Origin of the sequence: Ideonella sp. (assembly GCF_035254525.1) — a bacterium.
Taxonomy (GTDB): Bacteria; Pseudomonadota; Gammaproteobacteria; order Burkholderiales; family Burkholderiaceae_C; genus Ideonella.
Map to the genome: position 1 here is coordinate 1 of NZ_DATFAN010000146.1, position 23371 is coordinate 23371.

The following is a 23371-nucleotide window of genomic DNA, read 5'->3' on the forward strand; positions in this document are numbered from 1 at the left end:
CCGGTGCGTCGACGCGAAACAGCGGCGGCTTGGCGACGAAGATGTTGCCGGCCTCGATCAGCTTCGGGAAGTGGCGGTAGAACAGCGTGAGCAGCAGCACCTGGATGTGCGAGCCGTCGACGTCGGCGTCCGACAGGATGCAGACCTTGCCATAACGCAGGCCGGAGAGATCCGGCGAGTCGTTCGGCCCGTGCGGATCCACGCCGATCGCCACTGCGATGTCGTGGATCTCGTTGTTCTTGAACAGCAGGTCGCGCTCGACCTCCCAGGCGTTGAGCACCTTGCCGCGCAGGGGCAGGATGGCCTGGGTCTCCTTGTCGCGGCCCATCTTGGCCGAGCCGCCGGCCGAATCGCCCTCGACGAGGAAGAGCTCGTTCAGGCCCAGGTCGCGGCTCTCGCAATCGGTGAGCTTGCCGGGCAGCACGGCCACGCCCGAGCCCTTGCGCTTCTCGACCTTCTGGCTGGCGCGCTGGCGCGTCTGGGCTTGCTTGATCACCAGCTCGGCGAGCTTCTTGCCGAAATCCACGTGCTGGCTGAGCCACAGCTCCAGCGCCGGCTTCACGTAAGCCGAGACCAGGCGCAGCGCATCGCGGCTGTTCAGGCGCTCCTTGGTCTGGCCCTGGAACTGCGGGTCCAGCACCTTGGCCGAGAGCACGAAACTGGCGCGCGAGAACACATCCTCCGGCATCAGCTTCACGCCCTTGGGCAACAGCGAGTGCATCTCGATGAAGCCCTTGATCGCGCCGAACAGGCCGTCCTTCAGCCCGGCCTCGTGGGTGCCGCCAGCCACCGTCGGGATCAGGTTGACGTAGCTTTCGCGCAGCAGGTTGCCCTCCTCGGTGAAGGCCACGCACCAGGCCGCCCCTTCACCGTCGGCGAAGTTCTCGGTCTCGCCCTCGCCGGCGTAGTGCTCGCCTTCGAACAAGGGGATCATCGGGTCGGCCGCCAGCGACTGCTGCAGGTAGTCGCGCAGCCCCCCCTTGTAGAGCCAGGTCTGGGTCTCGCCCGACTTCTCGGTGTGCAGGGACACCGTGACGCCCGGCATCAGCACCGCCTTGCTGCGCAGCAGGTGCATCAGCTCATTCTTCGGCAGCTCGGCACTTTCGAAGTACTTCGGGTCGGGCCACACTCGCACCGAGGTGCCGTGCCTGCGCTCGCCGGCCACGGCCTTGCGGATGGCGAGGGCCTCCACGACGTCGCCACCGGAGAACGCGATGCTCGCCTGCTGGCCCTCTCGCCACACGCCCACCTGCAACCGCTTGGCCAGCGCGTTGGTCACGCTGACGCCCACGCCGTGCAGGCCACCCGAGAAGCTGTAGGCGCCGCCCGAGCCCTTGTCGAACTTGCCGCCGGCGTGCAGCCGGGTGAAGACGATCTCGACCACCGGCACCTGTTCTTCCGGGTGCAGGCCGAAGGGAATGCCGCGGCCGTCGTCGTCGATGCTGACCGAGCCGTCGGCGTGCAGGGTGACGGCAATGCGCTTGCCGAAGCCGGCGAGCGCTTCGTCGGCGGCGTTGTCGATCACCTCCTGCACGGTGTGCAAGGGGTTGTCGGTGCGGGTGTACATGCCGGGCCGCTGCTTGACGGGCTCCAAGCCCTTCAGCACGCGGATCGACGCCTCACCGTAGTTCACGGGTGTCTGAGCCATGGGGCGCCATTCTAGGGAGGCCCAGGTTCATGACCCTGCGCCAGCCGGGTCATGCATGCCCCGCTACATTGCCGCGCATGACGCCGCCGCCCTCCCACCGCCCCACGCTGTCCATGACCCAGGTGCTGCTCTGCGGCGCCGCCATCGTCACCTTGTCGATGGGCATTCGCCACGGTTTCGGGCTGTGGCTGCAGCCGATCACGATGGATCGGGGCTGGACGCGCGAAACCTTCGCGCTGGCGATCGCGATCCAGAACATCGCCTGGGGCGTCGCCGGCCCGTTCGCCGGGATGATCGCGGACCGATTCGGCGCCTTCCGGGTGCTGGTGGTCGGGTCGCTGCTGTATGCACTCGGGCTGGTCGGCATGGCGCTGGCCACCTCGGGTGCCGGCTTCACGGGAGCGACCGGCCTGCTGATCGGCATGGCCCAGTCCGGCACCACCTACGCCGTGGTCTACGGCGTGATCGGGCGCAATGTCGCGCCCGAGCGCCGCTCGTGGGCCATGGGCGTGGCCGCCGCGGCCGGCTCCTTCGGCCAGTTCCTGATGGTGCCGGTGGAGAACTGGCTGATCGGCGCCTGGGGCTGGCAGAGCGCGCTGTTCGTGCTGGCCTGTGCGGCCCTGGCCATCATGCCGCTGGCCTTCGGGCTGCACGAGCCGCCGCAGTCGGCGCATGGCGGCCCGCGCCAGAGCATCGGCGCCGCGCTGAAGGAAGCCTTCGCCTACCCGAGCTTCCGCTGGCTGATGGCCGGCTACTTCGTCTGCGGCTTCCAGGTGGTGTTCATCGGCGTGCACATGCCGAGCTACCTCAAGGACAAGGGGCTGACACCGGACGTGGCGACCACCGCGCTGGCGCTGATCGGGCTGTTCAACGTCGTCGGCACCTATGCCGCGGGCGTGCTCGGCCAGCGCCTGGCCAAGCGCCACATCCTGGCCGGCATCTACCTGGCGCGTTCGGTCGCGATCGTTGCGTTCCTGCTGGTGCCGCTCAGCCCGGCCAGCGTGTATGTGTTCTCGTCGGTGATGGGCGTGCTGTGGCTGTCCACCGTGCCGCCGACGAATGCGGTGGTCGCGCAAATCTTCGGCGTGCAGTACATGTCGATGCTCGGCGGGCTGGTGTTCTTCAGCCACCAGGTCGGCTCGTTCATGGGCGTGTGGCTGGGCGGCCGGCTGTACGACACGACCGGCAGCTACGACATCGTCTGGTACCTGGCCATCGCGCTCGGCGTGTTCGCGGCGCTGGCCAACCTGCCGGTGCGCGAGACGCCGATCGTGCGCGCGTCGCCGCAGCCGGCGTGAGACCCACGATGGACACAGCCGGGTCTTCCCCCTGGTGGCAGCGGGTGTGGGTGCGTGCCGCCGCCGTGGCCGCGGCACTGTTGGCCCTGGCCCTGGTGTTCCTGGCCTACCGCAACCCCCACACCGTGGTCGACCTGGCGAACCGGGTCTGGGCCTGCTTTTAGATGGCGATGCACGGCAACGAACGCCCCAGCGACTGGCTGCAACGGTGGGCCCACCTGCTGCCCGCGGGCGGTACGGTGCTGGACCTGGCCTGCGGCCGTGGCCGCCACGTGCGCTGGCTGGCCGAGCGCGGTTGGCGGGTCACTGCCCTTGACCGCGACACCGACGCGGTGAAACCGCTCGAAACCATCGCCGACGTGATCGTCGCCGACATCGAGAACGGGCCCTGGCCGCTGGCCGCCCGCCGCTTCGACGGCGTGCTGGTCACCAACTACCTCTGGCGGCCGCTGCTGCCGGCCATCGTCGAGGCGGTCGCCCCCGGCGGCGCGCTGCTTTACGAAACCTTTGCAATCGGCAACGAAACCGTCGGCCGACCGTCGCGGCCGGAATTCCTGCTGCAGCCCGGCGAGCTGTTGCGCGCCGCCGATGGCCTGGTCGTCGTCGCCTACGAATGCGGCCGGCTGGACGATCCGCCCCGCTTCGTCCAGCGCATTGCCGCCACCCGCGACCCGGCAGGCCCGGTGGGCCGTCATCTGACCGCCGGGTAAACGCGTTGGCCAGGGGTCATCCCCGGCCCGCCAGGTGGCTAAAATCGCCCGGTTGCAAGGAACCCTGATGAAACCGATTGTTGGCAGCATCGTCGCGCTGGTGACGCCGATGCAAGAGGACGGCAGTGTCGACTACCCGGCGCTGCGCGCCCTGATCGACTGGCACATCGCCGAAGGCACCGATTGCATCGGCGTCGTCGGCACCACCGGCGAATCGGCCACGGTGTCGGTGGACGAGCACTGCGAGATCATCCGTGTCGCCGTCGAGCACGCCAAGGGCCGCGTGCCCATCATGGCGGGCGCCGGCGCCAATTCGACCGCCGAGGCGATCGAACTGACCCGCTTCGCCAAGGAGGTCGGCGCCGATTGCACGCTGCAGGTCGTGCCCTACTACAACAAGCCGTCGCAGGAAGGCATCTACCGCCACTTCAAGGCGATCGCCGAGGCGGTCGACCTGCCGGTGGTGCTGTACAACGTGCCCGGCCGCACGGTGGCCGATATGCAGCACGACACGGTGCTGCGCCTGGCGCAGGTGCCCGGCATCATCGGCATCAAGGAAGCCACCGGCAACATCGAGCGCGCGGCCTGGCTGATCAAGCATGTGCCGCCCGGCTTCTCGGTCTATTCGGGCGACGACGGCACGGCCGTGGCGCTGATGCTGCTCGGCGGCCACGGCAACGTGAGTGTCACGGCCAACGTGGCGCCACGCCTGATGCACGAGATGTGCATGGCGGCCATCGAGGGCGACGTGAAACGCGCCCGGGAAATCCACCTGCACCTGCTGCCCTTGCACCGGCAACTCTTCTGCGAGCCGAACCCGGTGCCGGCCAAGTGGGCCCTGTCGCAGATGGGCCGTTGCCGGCCCGGCGTGCGGCTGCCGCTGGTGGAACTCACCGAGGCCGGTCAAGCGCTGGTCGGCAGCGCGATGCGCGAATGTGGCCTCGCCTGAGCATTCCGCTCTCATTCCACCCCGAACCCTGAAACGACCGCCCTGCGCGGCGGCCGGCGACACGACATGCACTTGAAGAACCCCAACTTCGCGATCACGCCGCTGCGCGCCAGCGTCCTGTTGCTGGCCTTCGGACTGGGCGGCTGCTCGCTGCTCGGTGACACCAACCCCGGTACCGACTCGATCGACTACCGCGGCGGTGCCTCGAAGACGCCCACGCTGGAAGTGCCGCCCGATCTCACGCCGCTTGCCAACGACGGCCGCTATCGGCCGCAGACCAGCTCGATCAGCGCCACGGCTCTGGCCAGCGGCGCCGCCCGCCCGGCCAGCCCGACGGCCGTCGCATCGACGGTCGCGCTGCAGCAGGCCGGCGACATCCGCATCGAGCGCGCCGGCAACCAGCGCTGGATCGTCACCAGCCAGACCCCCGAGCAGCTGTGGCCGAAGGTGCGGCAGTTCTGGCTCGACCGCGGCTTCGCGATCGCCAGCGAAAGCGCCGAGGCCGGCACGCTCGAGACCGACTGGGCGGAGAACCGCGCCAAGTTGCCGAACGACATCGTCCGCAAGACCCTGGGCTCGGTGCTCAGCGGCGTGTTCGACACCGGTGAGCGTGACCGCTACATGATGCGCGTCGAGCGCGGCGCCAACGGCAGCGAGATCTACATCGCCCACCACGGCCTGCAAGAGGTCCTGGTGGGCCGCGAAGCGACGGGCACGATCTCCTGGGTCGCGCGCCCGGCTGATCCGCAGCTCGAGCGCGAGATGCTGACGCGGATGATGGTGGCGCTCGGCGCGAAGGACGATGTGGCCCGCACCGAGGTGGCCGCCACCGGCGACACGGTGGCGGCCAAGGCCCGCGTGGTCAGCGGCAAGGAGGGCGCAGCGCTGCAGGTCGACGACGGCATCGAGCGTGCCTGGCGCCGCATCGGCCTGGCGCTCGATCGTGGCGGGTTCACCGTCGAAGATCGCGACCGCAATCAGGGCCTGTACTTCGTGCGGTTCATCGACACGAAGGAAGCCGCGAAGGACGAGCCGAACTTCTTCACCCGCTGGTTCCGCAGTGACGACCAGGCCGCCAAGGCGCTCAACCGCTACCGCATCCAGGTCAAGGCCGAAGGCACCGGCACCTTGGTCAGCGTCCTGAACTACCAGGGTCAGCCCGACAACTCGGCCAACGCGCAGAAGATCGTCTCGCTGCTGGTCGACGAGCTGAAGCTCTGAAAGTCGAAGGGCCCGCAGCGACTCGTGCGCTGCAGGCCCTTGCAGAATGAACAAAGCCGCCCGAGGGCGGCTTTGTCGTTTGCAGTGCCCGGGGCCCGATGAAGGCCCGGGGCACCGGCTCCAATTACTTGCTGGCGGCTTCCGAAGCAGCCGGGGCAGCGGCCGGAGCGGCATCCGAAGCGGGAGCCGAAGCAGCCTCAACAGCCGGGGCGGTCACCGGGGCAGCGGCGGGGGCAGCCGGAGCGGCCTCTTCCTTCTTGCCGCAGGCGGCCAGGGCAGAGACGGCGATCAGGGATGCCAACAGGAGCGACTTGTTCATGAATGTCCTCAAACTAAGTTTCGAACAATTACCGGTAATTTTGGAAGCTCGCTGTTCGTGCGTGCCTCCTCCTCGAGTCAGACCAGGAAACTCTTGGGCGCTCGAGACACCCAAGGCACTGCTTCCTGTGCCTAGCCTTACATTATACCGATCATAGGGATCTTCCCTAGAGGCCCAGTGTGACGGCAGGGAAGGCCTCGCTCGACCGTTGCAGAATTACATCGATTTCCTCGTGCGCGCGCTGCACATCGGCGCCCTCATGGCTGACCCAGCCCCTCACGCGCTCGCGGTCCAGCAGGCGCAGTACCACGCGGTGGTCGGCCAGCAGCAGCGTCGGCATGTCCGAGCCCGCCAGTTCCAGCGGCGAGCGGCAACTCAGCACGTGAGCGAAAGTCTGGCGCCAACGCGTCAGACGCGGCATCGCACGACGCACCCGCTCGAAATCGTGCGAGACCCAGGTCAGGTGCGCACCGGGTGCACGCGCCCAATGGCTCAGCGCATCGAGCAGCGCCGGTTCATCGAGCGGCCAATCGGCGAAATCGGGCGAGACCCACCACAGTTGCCTGACACCGGCGCCCTCGGCGCTCGCCACCATCGCGCGCACGGCGCCCTGGAAGTCAGCGCGAGAACCGATCGGCCCCGCCGGAATGGCGCTGCGAAGCTTGTCGTCAGTCGGATTCATCGTGTTGCCCGTCAGGGTGGGCCCAGCCGGATTCGACCCAGTCGTTCAGCAGTTCGCGCGCCCCACCGCCGAGTTGCGCCACCGCGCGCGCGTCGAGCCGACGCGCGTCGGCCAGCACGCGCATCAGCCGCGCATCCCGCCCCGAGGCCCGGAAGGACTCACCATTGATGAAGACATGGTGCGAGTCATACATCATGCGGCTGCGGGCGTCCAGCCGAACACCCTGTTGATCGCCCAACTCACCGCCGCCCTCGAACCAGACGATCGATTTCGGCTCGGTCAGCGATTCGCCCAGCGCACAGGCCAGGCTGTGGGCGTCGTTGAGCGCGTCGATCACCGCCTTTTGCGCAAAGCGTTGCAGCGCTTCCGGGATCAGGCCCGGCGTGGCCGTGGCGCTGCCGGCCGGGTCGCGGTAGTGAGGTTCCTCGGCGGGTGCATCGAGCGCGTCGATCATGCGCTGCAGCACCTCGCGCGCCGTTTCGGTCGGTGTCGGCGTGCGAAAGCCGACCGAGCAGGTCATGCAGTCGTCGCCGACGGCAGTGCCGTCGTGGCCCCAGCGCGGTGGCAGGTAAAGCATGTCACCCGGCTCCAGCACCCATTCCTCGGTCGGCTCGAAATTCGACAGCAGCTTGACCGGCATGCCGGGCACGAGCGAAGCATCCCGCACCGGGCCGCAGCGCCAGCGGCGCCGGCCGTCGACCTGCAGCAGGAACACATCATAGGAATCGAGGTGCGGCCCGACACCGCCGCCATCGCTGGCGTAGCTGATCATCAGGTCGTCCAGCCGCGCTTCGGGCACGAACCGGAAGCGGCTCAGCAACTCGTGCGCCGCCGGCACATGCAGATCCAGGCCCTGCACGAGCAGCGTCCATCCGGGCCGCGTGCCCGGCGGAATCTGCCGCCGGGTGAACGGGCCGTGGCGCAGCGCCCAGCGCCCGCCGGTGCTCGACACCAGGCGCGACTCGACGTCGTCGCGCCCGGCCAGTTCGAACAACGCGGCCCGCCCGATCGGCGGCTGAACGCCGGGCACCGCCTGGCGAATCAGGCAGGGGTGTTTCTGCCAGTGCCGGCGCATGAACTGGCGCGGCGACAGCCCCCCCAGCAAGACAAGTTTCTGATCGACATCCATCGAAGGATTGTCATTCAGAGTCGCCGCCGGGCCGCCCCAAGGCGACTGCTCCCCTCGGGGGACCGGCGCCGACGGCGGCGTAGGGGCTGGTAGCCTGTGCGATCATCCTCTGATGAACATCACTTCCCCTTGCGTCGTGACGCTGGTCTGGACGCTCACCGATGCGCAAGGCCAACTGATCGACGAGCTCGACGAGCCGGTCGAGTTCTTCTATGGCGGCAGCGACCTGCTGCCCAAGGTCGAGGAAGCGCTTGCCGACCAGGCGCCCGGATTCGAGACCCAGCTCCAGCTCGAGCCCGAGCACGCCTTCGGTGACTACAACGCCGAGCTGGTCTGCTACGAGGAGCGCGCGCTGTTCCCGGAGCAGGTCGAGCCGGGCATGCAGTTCGAAGGCTTGCCCGAAGGGGCCTCCACCAGCGGCATGCCCGACGATCTGATCTACACCGTGACCGAGGTCTACGCCTCGCACATAGTGCTCGACGCCAACCACCCGCTGGCCGGCATCGCGCTGCGCATCAAGCTGAAGGTGCTGGACGTGCGGGAGGCAACGGTCGAGGAGGTGGGCGCCGGCTCGGTCGGCGAATCGCCGTTCGCGGTGCTCGACCGCGCACCGCCTGACGAACCGCTTCACTGAAGGCCTGCGGCCGCGTCACCCTCCCGGGAGGGCACCGGTACCCCGGTGCCGGGTGTCAGTGTCTCCCGCTGGAACCGAAGCCGCCCTCGCCACGGTGGCTTTCGTCGAAGCTGTCGACGCGCCGGAAGCGCGCCTGCACGACCGGCACGATCACCATCTGCGCGATGCGCTCCATCGGTGCGATCGTGAAGGTGCTGGTGCCGCGATTCCAGCAGCTGACCATCAGCTGGCCCTGGTAGTCGCTGTCGATCAGGCCAACCAGGTTGCCGAGCACGATGCCGTGCTTGTGGCCCAACCCCGAGCGCGGCAGGATCATCGCGGCCAGGCCGGGGTCCTCGATGTGGATGGCGAGCCCGGTCGGGACCAGCGTGGTCTGGCCCGGCGCCAGCTCGATGGGCTCGTCCAGGCAGGCGCGCAGGTCCAGGCCGGCGCTGCCGGGCGTCGCGTAGGCGGGCAACTGGCTCGCCATGCGTTCGTCCAGCACCTTGATGTCGATGGTCGTCATGTCAGTCGTTCAGCGATCTCGCGGACCAGCTCGCGCGCCAGCGCCAGCTTGCCGCCGGTGGGAATCTCGCGCTGGCCCAGCGCGTCGACCAGCAGCAGCGTGTTGTCGTCGCGGCCGAAGGTGGCCGGGCCCAGGTTGCCGACGATCAGCGGCACGCCCTTGCGCTGCAGCTTGGCGCGCGCGTTCTCGGACACGTTCTGGCTCTCGGCCGCGAAGCCGACGCAGAACGGCGGCTTGGGCAGGCGGGACACCGCGGCGAGGATGTCGGGGTTCTCGACCATCTCGATCGCCGGCGGGCGGCCGCTGCCGTCCTTCTTGATCTTGTGCTCCAGCGCTTCGGCGGGCCGCCAGTCGGCCACCGCCGCGGTCGCGATGAACACATCGTTCATCGGCGCCGCGGGCAGCGCCGCGTCGTGCATCTGCTGCGCGCTCTGCACGTCGATGCGGGTCACGCCGCGCGGGGTGGCCAGCGCCACCGGGCCGGCCACCAGCGTGACCTCGGCGCCCGCCTCGCGCGCCGCGCGGGCCAGGGCGAAGCCCATCTTGCCGCTGGAGCGGTTGGAGATGCCGCGCACCGGGTCGATCGCCTCGAAGGTCGGCCCGGCGGTGATGAGCACGCGCTTGCCGGCCAGGCGCTTGGGCTGGAAGAACGCGATCAGCTCCTCGACCAACGCCTCGGGCTCGAGCATGCGGCCGTCGCCGACCTCGCCGCAGGCCTGGTCGCCGGCATCGGGGCCAAGCAGCGTCGCGCCATCGGCGCGCAACTGCGCCGCATTGCGCTGGGTGGCGGGGTGGGCCCACATCTCGCGGTTCATCGCCGGCGCCAGCAGCAGCGGGCAGCGCTCGATCGGGCGTGCCAGGCACAGCAGCGACAGCAGGTCGTCCGCCCGGCCCTGGGCCAGCCTCGCCATGAAATCGGCGCTCGCCGGCGCCACCAGCACCGCACTCGCCTCGCGCGAGAGGTTGATGTGCGGCATGTTGTTCGCCTCCCGCGCGTCCCACTGGCTGGTGTAGACGGGGCGATTCGACAGCGCCTGCAGCGTGACCGGCGTGATGAAGGCCTCGGCGGCTGCGGTCATCACCACCTGCACCGTGGCGCCGGCCTGGATCAGCTGGCGGACCAACTCGGCCGACTTGTAGCAGGCGATCCCGCCCGAGAGGCCGAGCAGGATGTGCTTGCCGGCCAGGTCCATCGAAGGCGACGTCATGGCGCGTTCACTGCATCTGGGCGCCGTGGCATTTCTTGAACTTCTTGCCGCTGCCGCAGGGGCACGGGTCGTTGCGGCCCGGCAGCGCGTCGACACGCCGCGGCGGCGGCTTGGGCGCGTGATCGAGCCAGTACAGGCGCAGGTCCTGCGCGGCGTACAGCGCCTCCTGGATCAACTCGTCGCGGCTGAGTTGCTCGCCCTCGTACAGGTCGTCGAAGACTTCCTTCAGCTCCTCGTCGTCCATCGTCAGCGAGACGATGCGCAGCAGGGTCTCGTCGTAGAGCTGGCCTTCCTCGGTCTCGAGATCGGGCTCGGGCCAGTCGTTCGGAAAGTCCTGCGTGGCCTCGCCAAAGCCCACAGCCCAGACCTCGCCGGTCTTCTCGAGCAGTGCCAGTTCGTCAGGCTGCACATGGCCTTCGTCGACCAGGCGCTGCTTGTCTTCGTCGGTCAGCTCGATCATCAGCGGCGCCAGGCGCAGCACGTCCGGGTCGTCGAGGATCTGCTCGGGGTCGAGCTGGTCGGCCAGAACCTGCCAGCGCGCCTCGATGACCGTGCGGGCCGCGCCGGCGTCGGCCGGGTCGGCGAAGGTGCGCTCGAAGACGCCTTCGGCGAAGAGCGGCAGCCACTCGTCCAGCTCGATCCGGCGCGGGCCGGCCAGCAGGGCCGACATGTAGCCATCCAGCCACTCCAGCGACACCCGGTCGTCGAAGCCAGCCATTCGTTGGCACAGGGCGTCCAGCGCCTCGATGTCCTGTTCGCTGCTCATGCGGGGTTCGGCCATGGCCACCCTCCTCGTCTCGTTCTCAAGCAATCTGCCAGTGTCGCATGCCGGCCGCCCCGAGATCCGGCTATTCGGTCAAGTCGGCCCAGCGCGGCGGGCTGGGGTGCAGGCGGGCCATCATCAGCGAATCGACGTACTGGCCATCGCGCAGCGCGTAGGCGCGCTGGCGCCCCTCGACCTCGAAGCCGAACTTGCGGTACAGCGCCTGTGCCCGGTGGTTGTCGGCATACACGCCGAGCTCGATGCGCAGCACGCCGAGCCAGTTGTCGGCGTAGTCGGTCAGCGCCGCCATCAGCGCCGAGCCGACGCCGCGGCCCTGCCACGGCACGGCCACCGACATGCCCAGGCTCATCACGTGGCGCCGGCGCAGCGCCGGCCCGGTGGGATGCAGGCCGGCGCTGGCGACCACCTGCCCCTGGACCTCGGCCACCAGGTGCAGCTCCGGGCTGTGCGGCTGCTGGGCAGCCTGCCCGCCCAGGCGGGCGCGCCACATCTCGGCGTCGGGAAAGGGCAGCTGCAGCAGCTGCGAATAGACCATCGGATCCTGCATCATGCGGACGAAGGCCTCGGCGTCGCCGGGCCGCGCGCGACGCAGCGTCCAGGGCGTGCCGCCGTCGCTGGCGTCGGTGGCCGTCATGAGAAATGCAGCCCGCCGATGCGCAGCCAGGGCAGCATGGTCGATCCGGTGTCGAGCCGCTCGCGGCTGACCGCCAGCACGTCTTTCAGCATGCCGGCCATGTTGCCGCTGATCATCACCTCGGACAAGGCCGGGCCGACCACGCCATCGTCGATGCGAAAGCTGTTCTTGATGACGCCGGAGAAATCGCCGTTGGCCGCGGGCATGCCCATCGACAACCGGCCGACGATGGCGCCCCGGCCGACCTCGCCGACGACTTGGGTCAGCGGCGCCGCGCCGGCCGCCATCTCCCACCCGGCAGCGGCCGTCGGCACATGCGCCAGGCCCGTCTTGCGGCTGCCGTACAGGCTGGGCAGCAGCGTCAACAGCCGGCCTTCGCGCAGCACCTCCACCGGCGGCGTGCAGCAGGCATCCGCCGACACCGGGACCACACCCGGCGCCTCGAAGCGGCTGCGAAGGCCGACCAGCGGCGAAGCGATCGCCGCCCCGACACGCTCGCGGTACAGCGAGCTGCCAGCGATCAGCTGTGCATCGCCAAGCTGTCCCAGCAGCCAGCCCAGCAGGTCGCCGACCGCCTGGGGCGTCAGCACCACCTCGCCGACGAACTTGGTGCCGAACGGCTGGGCAAGGATCTGCTGCGAGGTGTCGCGCATCATCCGGCCGATGCCGAACCAGTCTTGCGCGGGCTGACCGGCAAAACCGTGCGCATCGCCGCCGGCGAAGTTGAACGAGCTGGCGCGTTCACCCTCGCGTGCCGTGCCGAATGCGGACAGGCTCAGCCAGCCGGCGCGCCAGGCGAGCTCGCTGCCACCTGTGGTGAGCAGGTGCGATTCGCTCAGGTGGTGGGCGGCCGCGCCCTCCTCGATCGTGAAGCGCGGCGTCTCGCGGGCGCGGAAATCGAGCAGCGCCGCCATCGTGTCGGCCAGCAGCGCCGGCTCGGCCTCCAGCGGGCCCCGCACGATGCTGGCCTGCTGGCCGCTCGAGACGGCGTTCGCTGCATCCTGTGGCGCCGCCTGTGCCGCCTCGAAGAGCTGCGCGATCGCGTGGCGAACGGCCTCGTCGTCGAGCGAGCTGAGCTCGGTGCTTGCGCGCCGCCCATCCAGCAGCCCGAGCAGCGACAACCGGCTTTGCGCCGTGCTGCGCATCAGGCTGGGCTCGTTGTGCGCGACGTTCAGCTCGCTCTGGCGGTGCCAGCCGACACCGACCTGCACCTGGTCGAAGCCCTGGGAGTGCATGAGGGCGAGCACCTTCTGCGCCTGATCGCGCAGCGTCGGGTCGAAGTCGCGACGGGCCATGCTCACTCCCCCCCCAGGCGGGCGTGCGCCCGCAGCGCGGGGCCGCCCATGGCCACCACCATCGGCTGCTTCTTGCCGCAGTAGCCGCTGCAGCTCCAGACCATGTCGCTCGACACCGCATCGACCGACTGCAACACCTTGATCGCCGAGCCTGAAACAGTCGTGTCGCGGATCGCGCGCCCGAACTGGCCGTTGCGGATCTCGTAGGCCAGCGTGACGCCGAACATGAACTCGGTCGTCGAGTCGGCCTGGCCATTGCCGGTCTTCATCAGCAGGTAGCCCTCATCGACGCCGGCGATCATCTCGCTCAGGGTCGAACGACCGGGCAGGATCGCCGTGTTGCGCATGCGAACCAGCGGCTCGTCGCTCGGCGCATAGGCCCGCGCGCTGCCGGTGGGCACGGCGCCCAGCCGCGCCGCCGTCTCGCGGCTGTTCATGAACTCGGTCAGGATGCCGTCCCGGATCAGCACCGCATCGCGCGCCGGCGTGCCCTCGTCGTCGGCGTAGACGGGGATCATCAGCTCCGCGCCCTGGTGGCTGTGGGCGAAGTCGACCATGCTGACCAGATCGCTCGCCACGCGCTGGCCCACCAGGCCACCGGTGACCGCACCGCCCAGCACGATGTCGGCCTCGCAAGGGTGGCCCATCGCCTCGTGCGCGAGCATGCCGGCCAGGTGCGGGGCCAGCACCACGGTCTGCAATCCGCCGCGGGCCGGCACCGCGTCGCACTTGGCGCGCAGGTGTTCGTGCAACGCGTCGAGCTTGGGCGTGAGTGTGGCGATCGACCAGTCGATGTCGGCCAGGCTGCCCTTTCCCGAGACCTGCTCGACCAACTCGACGGGTGCGCCATCCGCGTTTTCGGCCACGAAGATCGCCTGGAACGCGGCGCGCTGGATGCTGGCCAGCGAGTCACCGCCGGTGCTGGTGGCGAGCCGTTTCGAATGGTGTTCGTCGGCGACGACGAAGCGGATCGACTTCAGGCCGGGGTAGCGCTGGCGGCACCAGTCATTCAGCGCGGCCAGCCGCTGCTGGATCTCGCCCTGGCCCAACGCCGGTCGGCCGCGAAAAGCGTGTTCTCCACGGTAGCCGCCGGTCGGCAGCGCCACCGCCGACCGCGCGCCGAAACGTGCCATTGCCTGCACGTTGGCGACCGCCTGCCGGCCGATGCGCCCGACCGCCGCCGCGCCCGGGCCAGGCTCCGACGCAAAGCCCCAGTAGCCATCGCGGTAGACCCGGGCGCTGGTGCCGCCCTCGCTGCTGCGGCTGTTTTGCGTCAGGTGGCCGTCGATCATCACGACCCGCGACTTGCGCAGCTCGTGATGCCGCAACTCGCTGTACTGCAGGCCGGCCACCAGGGCCGGGGCATTCAGGCTCATCGGGACTCCCTTCATGGCGCCTCGTGAGCGCCTGTTGGCGGGACGTTAGCGGTCGTCGTGCTCGAGCCGCTTGCCCAGGCTCACCACCTTGTCGTCGGCATAGCCGATCGCCGCATAGAAGGCCAGCACGGCTTCGTTGCCCTGCCGCACCTGGAGGTTGATCTTGGGGCAGCCACGCTCGAGCAGGCGCGCTTCGGCCCAGTTCATCAGCTGCCGGCCCAGGCCCCGGCCCTGCAGCGCGGGGTCGACGGCCAGGTAGTTGATCCAGCCGCGGTGGCCCTCGTAGCCGGCCATCACCGTGCCGATCACGCTGGCCCCGTCATCGGCCAGCATCACTCCGAACAATTCGGGCTGCTCGGCCAGCTTGCGGCGGATGTCCTTGGCCGGGTCGTTCCAGGGCCGCGTCAGGCCGCAGCGCTGCCACAACGCAATGACCCCAGTCTCGTCGTCGGCCGCGTAGGCCCGGATCGCAGACTGCATCGGCGTATCCCTTTCAGGCGCTCGCCTGCGGGCCGGCCAGGTAGTCGGCCTTGCCCAGGTCCACGCCGTTGTGGCGCAGCAGCGCGTAGGCGGTCGTGACGTGGAAGAAGAAGTTCGGCAGCGCCCAGTGCTTCAGGTAGGCCTCGCCGGTCATCGTGCGCGTCTTGTCGCGCCCGACCGGGAAGGTGATCTCGACCTCCTCGCGCCCGTCGATGCTGTCGGCCGGCACGGAAGCCAGGTAGGCCTGGGTCTTGGCGATGCGAGCGCGCAGATCGTCCATCGTCGCCTCGTTGTCTTCGAACTTCGGCGCCTCGGTGCCCGACAGCCGGGCCACCGCCAGCTTGGCGGCATCGCAGGCGATGCGGATCTGGGACGCAAAAGGCAGCATGTCCGGTGCCAGCCGCACACCGACGAAGACGTTCGGGTCGAACTTGCGCGCCGCGGCATTGGACTGAGCCTTGGCCAGGCAGTGGTCGAGGTTGGTCAGCGTGGTGCGGAAGATCGGCAGACAGGCAGACGACAGGGTGATGGGCATGGGGTCTCCAGGGCTCGACGAAATTGCGAGGCGCCATGATAAGCACCACAAATCGTTGAGGTTGAGCGGCCGAAATCAACCCTCGACGGCCCGGGGAAGACCCGCGCCGCCGGCAAAATTGGCAGCGTCTTCCGAAAAACCCACAGGGAGTGGATATGAAACGAGCCCAAGGCCTCCTGGCCGGCCTGGTCCTGTCGATCGCGGCGGCCTGTGCCCAGGCGGCACCACCAGTCAGCGACTTCTTCAAGAACCCGCAGCTCAATCATCTGGAGCTATCGCCATCGGGTCGCTACATCGCGGCCACACGCTACAACGACAAGACTCGCCATCACGTGCTGGTCGTGATCGACCTTGGCGAAAAGCGCGAGGCCAAGGTTCTCGCCTCGTACAACGACGCCGACGTCATGCGCGTGCATTGGGTTGGCGACGAGCGTATCGTCTTCGAGTTGGGCGACCAGTCATCGACCTATTTCAACCAGTACGGCCGCGGCCTGTTCTCGGTCAGCCGGGCGGGAGACGAGAACCCGAAGATCCTGATCCGGCGTGACTGGGGTCCCGGGACGGTCGATGTGTCGGCGCAAGGGGCCCGGGTACGGCCGCGCGACAATTCGCTCGACCCGGACCACTGGTTCCACTCGACGCTGCAGGACGGCAGCCTGAGCGTGATGGTCGAGAAAGGCAACTTCGACACCACCGACCACACACTGATCAGCACGCAACTGCTGCGCGTCAACAGCGACTCGGGTCGTGTCGAAGTCGTCGGGCGCGAGGTGCCCGGCCACGCAAAGGGATGGGGTACCGATGCCCGAGGCAATCCTCGGTTCGCCTTCTCGTACAGCAAAGACGTCAAGCAGATTCTCTGGCGCGCCGACCCGGCGTCGGATCAGTGGACGCTTCTGCGCGAAATGCCCCGTTACGACAAAGTGATCGGGCGGGACAACATCCTCGACGTCGTCGGCATGGACGACCAGGACCGGCTGTACGTCGTGACCGGCGGCGACAACCCTGCCGGGACGACCGTGCTGGCGACCCTGGACCCGCGCCAGCTCAACGCGACACCGAAGCCGCTGGTTTCGACGCCGGGCTACGACTTCCAGGGCGGCCTCATCCAGGCTCCGAACGGGCGCGTCGTCGGCGTCGATTACCTGACCGACGCCTGGGGCACGGCCTGGTTCGACCCCAAGCTGAAGGCGATCCAGGAGCAGGTCGACAAGGCGCTGCCGAACACCAACAACCGGATCGACTGCGGCGCCTGTAGTGATCCGTCACGCGTGCTGGTCATCGCCTACTCGGACCGGGTGCCCGACATGTACTTCATCTACCACGTCGGCCCTGGGAAGTTCGAGCAAGTCACGTCCGCCCGACCGTGGATCAAGCCCGAAGAGATGGCCAGCCGCGGTTTCGAGCGCATCAAGGCACGCGACGGGCTCGATCTCCCGGTGCACGTCACTCGACCCAACGGTATCAAAGGGCCGGCGCCGACCGTGGTGCTGGTCCACGGCGGCCCCTGGGTGCGTGGCGGCGACTGGAAGTGGGATGCCGACTCCCAATTCCTTGCCTCGAGGGGCTATGCGGTGATCGAGCCGGAGTTCCGTGGCAGCAAGGGATATGGCTCGAAGCTCTACTTCGCGAGCTGGAAGCAATGGGGCCTGGCGATGCAGGATGACGTGGCCGACGCCACCCAGTGGGCCATCGACAAGGGCATCGCCGACCCTAAGCGCATCTGCATCGCCGGCGCCAGCTACGGCGGCTACGCGACGCTGATGGGTCTGGTGCGCTATCCGGAGCTGTACCGCTGCGGCATCGAATCCTTCGGGGTGACCGACATCGAGTTGATGTACACCAGCCACTGGAGCGACACATCCAGCGATTACAAGACTTACGGCATGCCCTTGCTCATCGGCGATCGGGACAAGGATGCCGCACAGCTGGCGGCCACCTCACCGCTGAAGCAGCACGCGAAGATCAATCAGCCCTTGCTGATGGCCGCGGGCCGGCAGGACAGGCGGGTGCCGATCGAGCACTACACCAAGATGCTCGATGCGCTGAAGACGCACAACCCGAACGTCGAGTCCGTGGTCTATGACGAGGAAGCCCACGGCTGGCGCCTGGACGCCAACGAGATCGACTTCTGGACCCGCGCCGAGAAGTTCCTCGACAAGAACCTGAAGAACGCCCCCTGACCGGCAGCCGGGCGCGCGAAGCACCGCCCCCATTCAAAGGGGGGCGTGCGCGGATCCGGCTTTGCCGGTCCGCCGCGCGAGCCCCAGAGGTCCGAAGGGGCCCCTTCGCGGCCCTGGGGGCAGCCCCCTGAAGGGGGCGTGGAGGCCCGTCAGGCCCTTTCGGCCACCCAACCCGCCACGCTGGCCAGCGCGCCGCCGAGCTTGCTGGCGTCGGTGCCGCCGGCCATCGCCAGATCGGGCTTGCCGCCGCCCTTGCCGCCCACCTGCTGGGCGACGAAGTTGACCAGTTCGCCGGCCTTGACCTTGGCGATCGAATCGGCCGTCACGCCGGCCGCCAGCTGGACCTTGCCGCCGTCGACCGCCGCCAGCACGATGGCCGCGGTCTTGAGCTTGTCCTTCAGCTTGTCCATCGTCTCGCGCAGCGCCTTGGCGTCCGCGCCGTCGAGCGTCGCGGCGAGCACCTTGATGCCCTTGACGTCGACCGCCTGCGCGAGCAGCTCGTCGCCCTGGGCCGAGGCCAGCTTGCCCTTCAGTGCGGCGATCTCCTTCTCGAGCGAGCGCACCTGATCCAGCACGCCGGACACGCGCCCCGGCACCTCGGCCGGCGCCACCTTCAGCGTGCCGGCCAGGCCGTTGACCGTGTGCTCCAGCCCCTGCAGGTAGGCCAGCGCGTTGTCGCCGGTCACCGCTTCGACCCGGCGGATGCCTGCCGCGACACCGCTCTCGGCGACGATCTTGAACAGGCCGATGTCGCCGGTGCGGTGGACGTGCGTGCCGCCGCAAAGCTCCTTGCTGCTGCCGATGCTCAGCACGCGCACCGTGTCGCCGTACTTCTCGCCGAAGAGCATCATCGCGCCGCTCTTCTGCGCGTCGTCCAGCGCCATGACCTGCGCCTGCGTGCCGGCGTTGGCCAGGATCTCGGCATTGACGATCGCCTCGACCTTGGCGATCTGGGCATCGGTCATCGGGCCGGTGTGGGCGAAGTCGAAGCGGGTGCGCTCGGGGTTGACCAGCGAGCCCTTCTGCTGCACGTGGCCGCCCAGCACCTCGCGCAGCGCCTTGTGCATCAGGTGGGTCGCGCTGTGGTTGCGCACGGTCTTCGCGCGGCGCTCGGCGTTCACCCGGGCGGTGAACGCATCGCCGACCTTGACCTCGCCTTCGACCACGCGGCCGTGGTGGCCGAACACGTCGGCCTGGATCTTCAGCGTGTCGTCGACGACCACGCGCGTCGTCGCGCTCAGCAGCTCGCCGGCGTCGCCGACCTGGCCGCCGCTCTCGGCGTAGAACGGCGTGTGGTCGAGCACGACCACCACGTCGTCGCCGGCGCGGGCCACCGGGACCGGGCTGCCGTCCACGTACACGCCCGTCACCCGGCTGGTCTCGCACATCAGGTGCTCGTAGCCGTGGAAGGTGGTCGGCGTGCCTTGGTACTCCAGGCCCTGCGCCATCTTGAACTTGCCGGCTTCACGCGCACGCTGCTTCTGCTCTTCCAGCAGCACGTGGAAGCGCGCCTCGTCGACCTTCAGCCCGCGCTCGCGGCAGACGTCGGCCGTCAGGTCGACCGGGAAGCCGAAGGTGTCGTGCAGCTTGAACGCGGTGTCGCCGTCCAGCACCACCGGGCTCGCCGCGAGCGCGGTGTCGAGGATCTCCATGCCGCGCTCGATGGTCTGGAAGAAGCGCTCCTCTTCCTGCTTCAGCACCTCGGTCGCGCGCACCGCGCCCTGGCGCAGCTCGGGATAGGCCTCGCCCATCTGCTCGACCAGCGCCGGCACGATGGCGTGGAAGAAGGGCTTGCGTGCGCCGAGCTTGTAGCCGTGACGGATCGCGCGGCGGGCGATGCGGCGCAGCACGTAGCCGCGGCCGGCATTGCCGGGGATCACGCCGTCGACCACCGTGAACGTGCAGGCGCGGATGTGGTCGGCGATGACCTTCAGGCTGGGCGAATCGGCGTCGACATTCGTGCCGCCGGCCGATTCGACCGCCTTCTTCGCCGCCGCCAGCAGCGCGACGAACAGGTCGATCTCGTAGTTCGAATGCACGTGCTGCAGCACGGCGGTGACACGCTCCAGCCCCATGCCGGTGTCGACGCTGGGCTTGGGCAGCTTGTGCATCACACCGTCTTCGGTGCGGTTGAACTGCATGAAGACGTTGTTCCAGATCTCGATGTAGCGGTCGCCGTCTTCATCGGGGCTGCCCGGCGGGCCGCCGGGGATGCCTTCGCCGTGGTCGTAGAAGATCTCGGTGCAGGGGCCGCAGGGGCCCGTGTCGCCCATCATCCAGAAGTTGTCGCTGGCATAGCGCGCGCCCTTGTTGTCACCGATGCGCACGATGCGCTCGGCCGGCACGCCGACCACCTTGTGCCAGATGTCGTAGGCCTCGTCGTCCTCTTCGTAGACGGTGACCCAAAGCTTGGAGGCCGGCAGCTTGAAGTGCTCGGTCAGCAGCTCCCAGGCGTACTGGATCGCGTCGTGCTTGAAGTAGTCGCCGAACGAGAAGTTGCCCAGCATCTCGAAGAACGTGTGGTGGCGCGCGGTGTAGCCCACGTTGTCGAGGTCGTTGTGCTTGCCGCCGGCGCGAATGCATTTCTGCGCGGTCGTCGCGCGGCTGTAGGGCCGCTTGTCGAAGCCGAGGAAGACGTCCTTGAACTGGTTCATCCCGGCGTTGGTGAACAGCAGCGTCGGGTCGTCGCCTGGCACGACCGGGCTCGAGGCGACGATGGTGTGGCCCTTCGATTCGAAGAACTTCAAAAAGGTCTGGCGGATCTCGGCGGCTTTCATCCGGGGCTTTCTGGGCTTTTTGGGCTGTCAACGGGCGCTTGCGCGCCGGTGCGGGCTGGGAAAAGGGGGACCTGGGATTATCCCAGTTCGCGTGCCAGGAAGGCGAAGAGCCGCTCGTCGCCGGCGAAGGCCACGTTGAAGCGCATCCAGTCGGTCGGCTGCAAGTCCACCCGGAACAGGTGGCCGGGGCCGAGCATGACATCCTGCGCCGCAGCCCGGTTCGACAAGCCGAGCGTGTCGGTCAGCCGCGGGTGGCGCGCCCACAGGAACATCCCCGCGCCGGGTTCGGCGAACAGCTCGAAGCCCAGCGCCGAGAGCCGGGTACCGACGTGCTGGTGGGCCTGGGCCAGGCGCTCCCGCAACGCCTTCAGGTGCTTGCGCCGGCGCCCATCGAGCACCGCGCTGAGGGCCAGGCGCTCGCCGAACTCGGCCGAGGTCAGGCCCGAGATCATCTTCATCTGCGCCAGGTCCTCGAGCAGGTCCGGGTGGGCGGCGACGAAGCCCACCCGGATGTTGGGCGAGATGGTCTTGGAGTAGCTGCCGATGTAGATCACCCGGGCCAGTTGATCCAGGCTCGCCAGGCTGGGCCGAGGCTCCGGATCCAGCTCGACGTAGATGTCGTTCTCGACGATGGTCAGGTCGTGTTTCTCGGCCACTTGCAGCACCCGGTGCAGCTGGGCCAGCGGCGCCACCGAGCCGGTGGGGCTTTGCAGCCGGGGCTGCGTGAAGAAGACCTTCGGCCGGTGCTCGGCCACCAGCGCCTCCAGCGCCGCGAGGTCGTAGCCCTGCGGGGTGCGCGGCACGCCAACCAGCCGGGCCCCCTGGAAGCGCAGGGAAAACAGCAGGTTCGCGTAGCCCGGGTCGTCGACCAGCACGGCGTCGCCGGCGCGCACCAGCCGCCGCACCGCCAGATCCAGCGCCTGGCTGGAGCCCTGCGTCAGCAACACCTGCGAGGGAGGAACGCTGACCTGCCGCTCCGCCAGCGCTTCGCAGATCGCATGCCTGAGCGGCGGATAGCCCTTGGGATCGCCGTAGCCGCTCAACGAGGCGTCGTCGGCGGCCAGCGCCCGCAGCCCGCGCCGCAGGCCGTCCTCGAACAGCCAGTCGCCCGGCAGCCAGCCGCAGCCCACCTTCACCGGCAGGTGGCGGTTCTCGAAGATGCGGCGCAGGTACCAGGCCGAGTCGAACCCCTGGGGAATGGCCTGCGCGGCCGGCAAGGGCTCGGCGGCGGCACGGCGGCGCACGAAGAAACCCGAATGCGGGCGCGAGACGAGGTAGCCCTGCGCCACCAGCCGGTCGTAGGCCTCCACCACCGTGAAGACGCTGACCTGGTGGCCTTGCGCGAACTGCCGGATCGACGGCAGCTTGGTGCCCTCGCGCAGGGCGCCTTCGTCGATCTGGCGGCCCAGGCTCTGGACGATCTGTGTCACGAGCGGAAGGGGTGCCTGGGGATCGAGGGTCAGCATGAAGAAGGCGGTGTACTGGTCACGCACCCAGCACAGTGCACGCACAAGTGACAGGGGCTGTACATGGTAGCCGTTGCCCCGGCCGGCCTAGAGTGGCAGCCTTGGCGTCTTGCCGAGGCGCCACCCGAATTCAGGAGCCTGCCATGCACCGTGATCCCCAAGCCGCCGCCAAGACCAATGCCGACCTGATGGCGCGCCGCCGCGCCGCCCTGCCCTCGGGCCTGGGCCAGACCTACGACGTCGTCGCCGAGCGCGCCGAGAACGCCGAGGTGTGGGATGTCGAAGGCAAGCGCTACCTCGATTTCGGCGGCGGCATCGCGGTGCTGAACACCGGCCACCGCCACCCGAAGATCGTGGCCGCGGTCAAGGCCCAGCTCGACAAGGTGCACCACACCTGCTTCCAGGTGCTGGCCTACGAGCCCTACATCGAGCTGGCCGAGCGCCTGATCGCCAAGACCCCGGGCGATTTCGCGAAGAAGGCCTACTTTCTGTCGACCGGCGCCGAGGCGGTGGAAAACGCGATCAAGGTCGCCCGCGCCGCGACCAAGCGCCAGGCTGTGATCGCCTTCGGCGGCGGCTTCCACGGCCGCACGTTGCTGGGCATGGCGCTGACCGGCAAGGTCGCGCCGTACAAGGCCGGCTTCGGCCCCTTCCCGGCCGAGATCTACCACGCCGAGTTCCCGAACCCGCTGCACGGCGTGTCGGTGGCCGATTCGCTCAGGTCGCTCGAGCACATCTTCAAGTACGACGTCGAGCCCGACCGTGTCGCGGCCATCATCCTCGAGCCGGTGCAGGGCGAAGGCGGCTTCTACATCGCGCCGCCGGATTTCGCCCAGGCGCTTCGCGCGCTGTGCGACAAGCACGGCATCGTGCTGATCGCCGACGAGGTGCAGTCCGGCGCCGGCCGCACCGGCACCTGGCTGGCCTGTGAGCAGTGGGGGCCGAAGGCCGTGCCGGACATCATCACGATGGCCAAGTCGATGGCCGGCGGCTTCCCGATCTCGGCCGTGATCGGCCGCGCCGACCTCATGGACAAGCCGCTGCCCGGCGGCCTGGGCGGCACCTACGCCGGCAACCCGCTGGCCTGCGCTGCGGCGCTGGCGGTCCTCGATGTGTTCGAGGAAGAGAAGCTGCTCGACCGCTCCAAGGCGGTGGGCGAGACGCTGATGAAGGGCCTGAAAGCCATCGCCGCCAAGCACAAGAGCATCGGCGACGTGCGCGGCCTGGGCGCGATGGTGGCGGTGGAACTGTTCAGGCAGGGCGACTTGCACCAGCCGGATGCCGACCTCACCAAGCGCGTCTGCGCCGAAGCGCTCAAGCGCGGCCTGGTGCTGCTGTCGTGCGGCACCTTTGCGAACGTGATCCGCATCCTCGTGCCGCTGACCGTGCCCGATGCTCAGCTCGAGGAAGGCTTGGGCATCCTGGGGCAGGCCTTCGACGCCGCGTCCGCCGCCTGAGCTTGCGGCGGGTCAACCCGCCACTCGCCGGCGCGGCATGAGGATTGCGTATCCCTTGTCGCCGGGGCATCCTGCGCCGCC

General features: G+C 68.8%; 22 protein-coding genes. 8 read left to right on the forward strand and 14 right to left on the reverse strand.

Annotated features, from left to right (window positions below; all coding sequences use genetic code 11):
* The coding region (locus tag VJ693_RS14660) for a DNA topoisomerase IV subunit B (RefSeq protein ID WP_324155247.1) at positions 1 to 1648 on the reverse strand (1648 nt) is incomplete at its 3' end.
* A gap of 77 nt (positions 1649 to 1725) precedes the next feature.
* On the opposite strand from VJ693_RS14660, the gene VJ693_RS14665 reads away from it, so the two are divergent.
* From VJ693_RS14665 to bamC, 5 genes are all read left to right on the forward strand, one after another.
* Positions 1726 to 2946 (forward strand): MFS transporter, encoded by a 1221-nt coding sequence (locus VJ693_RS14665; RefSeq protein WP_324155248.1) that lies wholly within the window; start codon positions 1726 to 1728, stop codon positions 2944 to 2946.
* 8 nt (positions 2947 to 2954) lie between these two features.
* Positions 2955 to 3110, forward strand: coding sequence for a hypothetical protein (locus VJ693_RS14670; protein WP_324155250.1), 156 nt, complete (start codon positions 2955 to 2957; stop codon positions 3108 to 3110).
* Positions 3111 to 3116: 6 nt separating this feature from the next.
* Positions 3117 to 3656, forward strand: a complete 540-nt coding sequence (locus VJ693_RS14675; protein ID WP_324155252.1) for a class I SAM-dependent methyltransferase — start codon at positions 3117 to 3119, stop codon at positions 3654 to 3656.
* 67 nt (positions 3657 to 3723) lie between these two features.
* Positions 3724 to 4605: a 4-hydroxy-tetrahydrodipicolinate synthase gene (gene dapA, locus VJ693_RS14680; protein WP_324155254.1), complete on the forward strand. Its 882-nt coding sequence runs from the start codon at positions 3724 to 3726 to the stop codon at positions 4603 to 4605.
* A gap of 66 nt (positions 4606 to 4671) precedes the next feature.
* Positions 4672 to 5826 (forward strand): outer membrane protein assembly factor BamC, encoded by a 1155-nt coding sequence (gene bamC, locus VJ693_RS14685; protein WP_324155256.1) that lies wholly within the window; start codon positions 4672 to 4674, stop codon positions 5824 to 5826.
* Between the two features lie 124 nt (positions 5827 to 5950).
* Here the strand turns inward: bamC and VJ693_RS14690 are convergent, their stop codons facing one another.
* The 3 genes from VJ693_RS14690 to VJ693_RS14700 form a co-directional block, all read right to left on the reverse strand.
* Entirely contained in the window at positions 5951 to 6145 is a 195-nt protein-coding gene (locus tag VJ693_RS14690) for a hypothetical protein (RefSeq protein ID WP_324155258.1), read from the reverse strand.
* Positions 6146 to 6311: 166 nt separating this feature from the next.
* On the reverse strand, positions 6312 to 6827 hold the full coding sequence (locus tag VJ693_RS14695; protein WP_324155260.1) for a hypothetical protein: 516 nt from the start codon (positions 6825 to 6827) through the stop codon (positions 6312 to 6314).
* Positions 6814 to 7956 carry a JmjC domain-containing protein gene (locus VJ693_RS14700; RefSeq protein WP_324155262.1) on the reverse strand — a complete coding sequence of 381 codons (1143 nt, stop codon included), beginning with the start codon at positions 7954 to 7956 and terminating at the stop codon, positions 6814 to 6816. The genes VJ693_RS14695 and VJ693_RS14700 overlap by 14 nt, the downstream gene beginning before the upstream one ends.
* A 112-nt stretch (positions 7957 to 8068) precedes the next feature.
* Between VJ693_RS14700 and VJ693_RS14705 the strand changes: the two genes are divergently transcribed.
* Positions 8069 to 8590 (forward strand): peptidylprolyl isomerase, encoded by a 522-nt coding sequence (locus VJ693_RS14705; RefSeq protein ID WP_324155263.1) that lies wholly within the window; start codon positions 8069 to 8071, stop codon positions 8588 to 8590.
* A gap of 55 nt (positions 8591 to 8645) precedes the next feature.
* Here VJ693_RS14705 and dut read toward each other — a convergent pair whose 3' ends face one another.
* The 8 genes from dut to VJ693_RS14745 all read right to left on the reverse strand — a co-directional run bounded on the left by dut (position 8646) and on the right by VJ693_RS14745 (position 15407).
* Entirely contained in the window at positions 8646 to 9095 is a 450-nt protein-coding gene (gene dut / locus VJ693_RS14710; RefSeq protein WP_324155265.1) for a dUTP diphosphatase, read from the reverse strand.
* The gene (gene coaBC / locus VJ693_RS14715) at positions 9092 to 10303 is read right to left on the reverse strand and encodes a bifunctional phosphopantothenoylcysteine decarboxylase/phosphopantothenate--cysteine ligase CoaBC (RefSeq protein ID WP_324155267.1); all 1212 of its coding nucleotides are present in this window, start codon (positions 10301 to 10303) and stop codon (positions 9092 to 9094) included. Before coaBC ends, dut begins: the two co-directional genes overlap by 4 nt.
* Before the next feature lie 7 nt (positions 10304 to 10310).
* Positions 10311 to 11084 (reverse strand): UPF0149 family protein, encoded by a 774-nt coding sequence (locus VJ693_RS14720; RefSeq protein ID WP_324155269.1) that lies wholly within the window; start codon positions 11082 to 11084, stop codon positions 10311 to 10313.
* A 67-nt stretch (positions 11085 to 11151) separates the two neighbouring features.
* Entirely contained in the window at positions 11152 to 11721 is a 570-nt protein-coding gene (locus VJ693_RS14725; protein WP_324155271.1) for a GNAT family N-acetyltransferase, read from the reverse strand.
* Positions 11718 to 13016, reverse strand: coding sequence for a metallopeptidase TldD-related protein (locus tag VJ693_RS14730; RefSeq protein ID WP_324155273.1), 1299 nt, complete (start codon positions 13014 to 13016; stop codon positions 11718 to 11720). The genes VJ693_RS14725 and VJ693_RS14730 overlap by 4 nt, the downstream gene beginning before the upstream one ends.
* Positions 13017 to 13018: 2 nt before the next feature.
* Positions 13019 to 14392, reverse strand: coding sequence for a TldD/PmbA family protein (locus VJ693_RS14735; RefSeq protein WP_324155275.1), 1374 nt, complete (start codon positions 14390 to 14392; stop codon positions 13019 to 13021).
* Between the two features lie 45 nt (positions 14393 to 14437).
* Positions 14438 to 14872 (reverse strand): GNAT family acetyltransferase, encoded by a 435-nt coding sequence (locus tag VJ693_RS14740; protein WP_324155277.1) that lies wholly within the window; start codon positions 14870 to 14872, stop codon positions 14438 to 14440.
* A 13-nt stretch (positions 14873 to 14885) separates the two neighbouring features.
* Positions 14886 to 15407, reverse strand: a complete 522-nt coding sequence (locus VJ693_RS14745) for a DUF1993 domain-containing protein (protein WP_324155279.1) — start codon at positions 15405 to 15407, stop codon at positions 14886 to 14888.
* 155 nt (positions 15408 to 15562) lie between these two features.
* Here VJ693_RS14745 and VJ693_RS14750 point away from each other — a divergent pair, with 155 nt between their 5' ends.
* Entirely contained in the window at positions 15563 to 17590 is a 2028-nt protein-coding gene (locus tag VJ693_RS14750) for an alpha/beta hydrolase family protein (RefSeq protein ID WP_324155280.1), read from the forward strand.
* 149 nt (positions 17591 to 17739) lie between these two features.
* On the opposite strand, the gene alaS is transcribed toward VJ693_RS14750, so the two are convergent.
* Both alaS and VJ693_RS14760 read right to left on the reverse strand, forming a co-directional pair.
* Positions 17740 to 20367 (reverse strand): alanine--tRNA ligase, encoded by a 2628-nt coding sequence (gene alaS / locus VJ693_RS14755; protein ID WP_324155282.1) that lies wholly within the window; start codon positions 20365 to 20367, stop codon positions 17740 to 17742.
* Between the two features lie 77 nt (positions 20368 to 20444).
* Entirely contained in the window at positions 20445 to 21833 is a 1389-nt protein-coding gene (locus tag VJ693_RS14760) for a PLP-dependent aminotransferase family protein (protein ID WP_324155284.1), read from the reverse strand.
* A 143-nt stretch (positions 21834 to 21976) separates the two neighbouring features.
* Between VJ693_RS14760 and gabT the strand changes: the two genes are divergently transcribed.
* The gene (gene gabT / locus VJ693_RS14765) at positions 21977 to 23290 is read left to right on the forward strand and encodes a 4-aminobutyrate--2-oxoglutarate transaminase (RefSeq protein ID WP_324155286.1); all 1314 of its coding nucleotides are present in this window, start codon (positions 21977 to 21979) and stop codon (positions 23288 to 23290) included.
* The last annotated feature ends 81 nt before the right edge of the window (positions 23291 to 23371 follow it).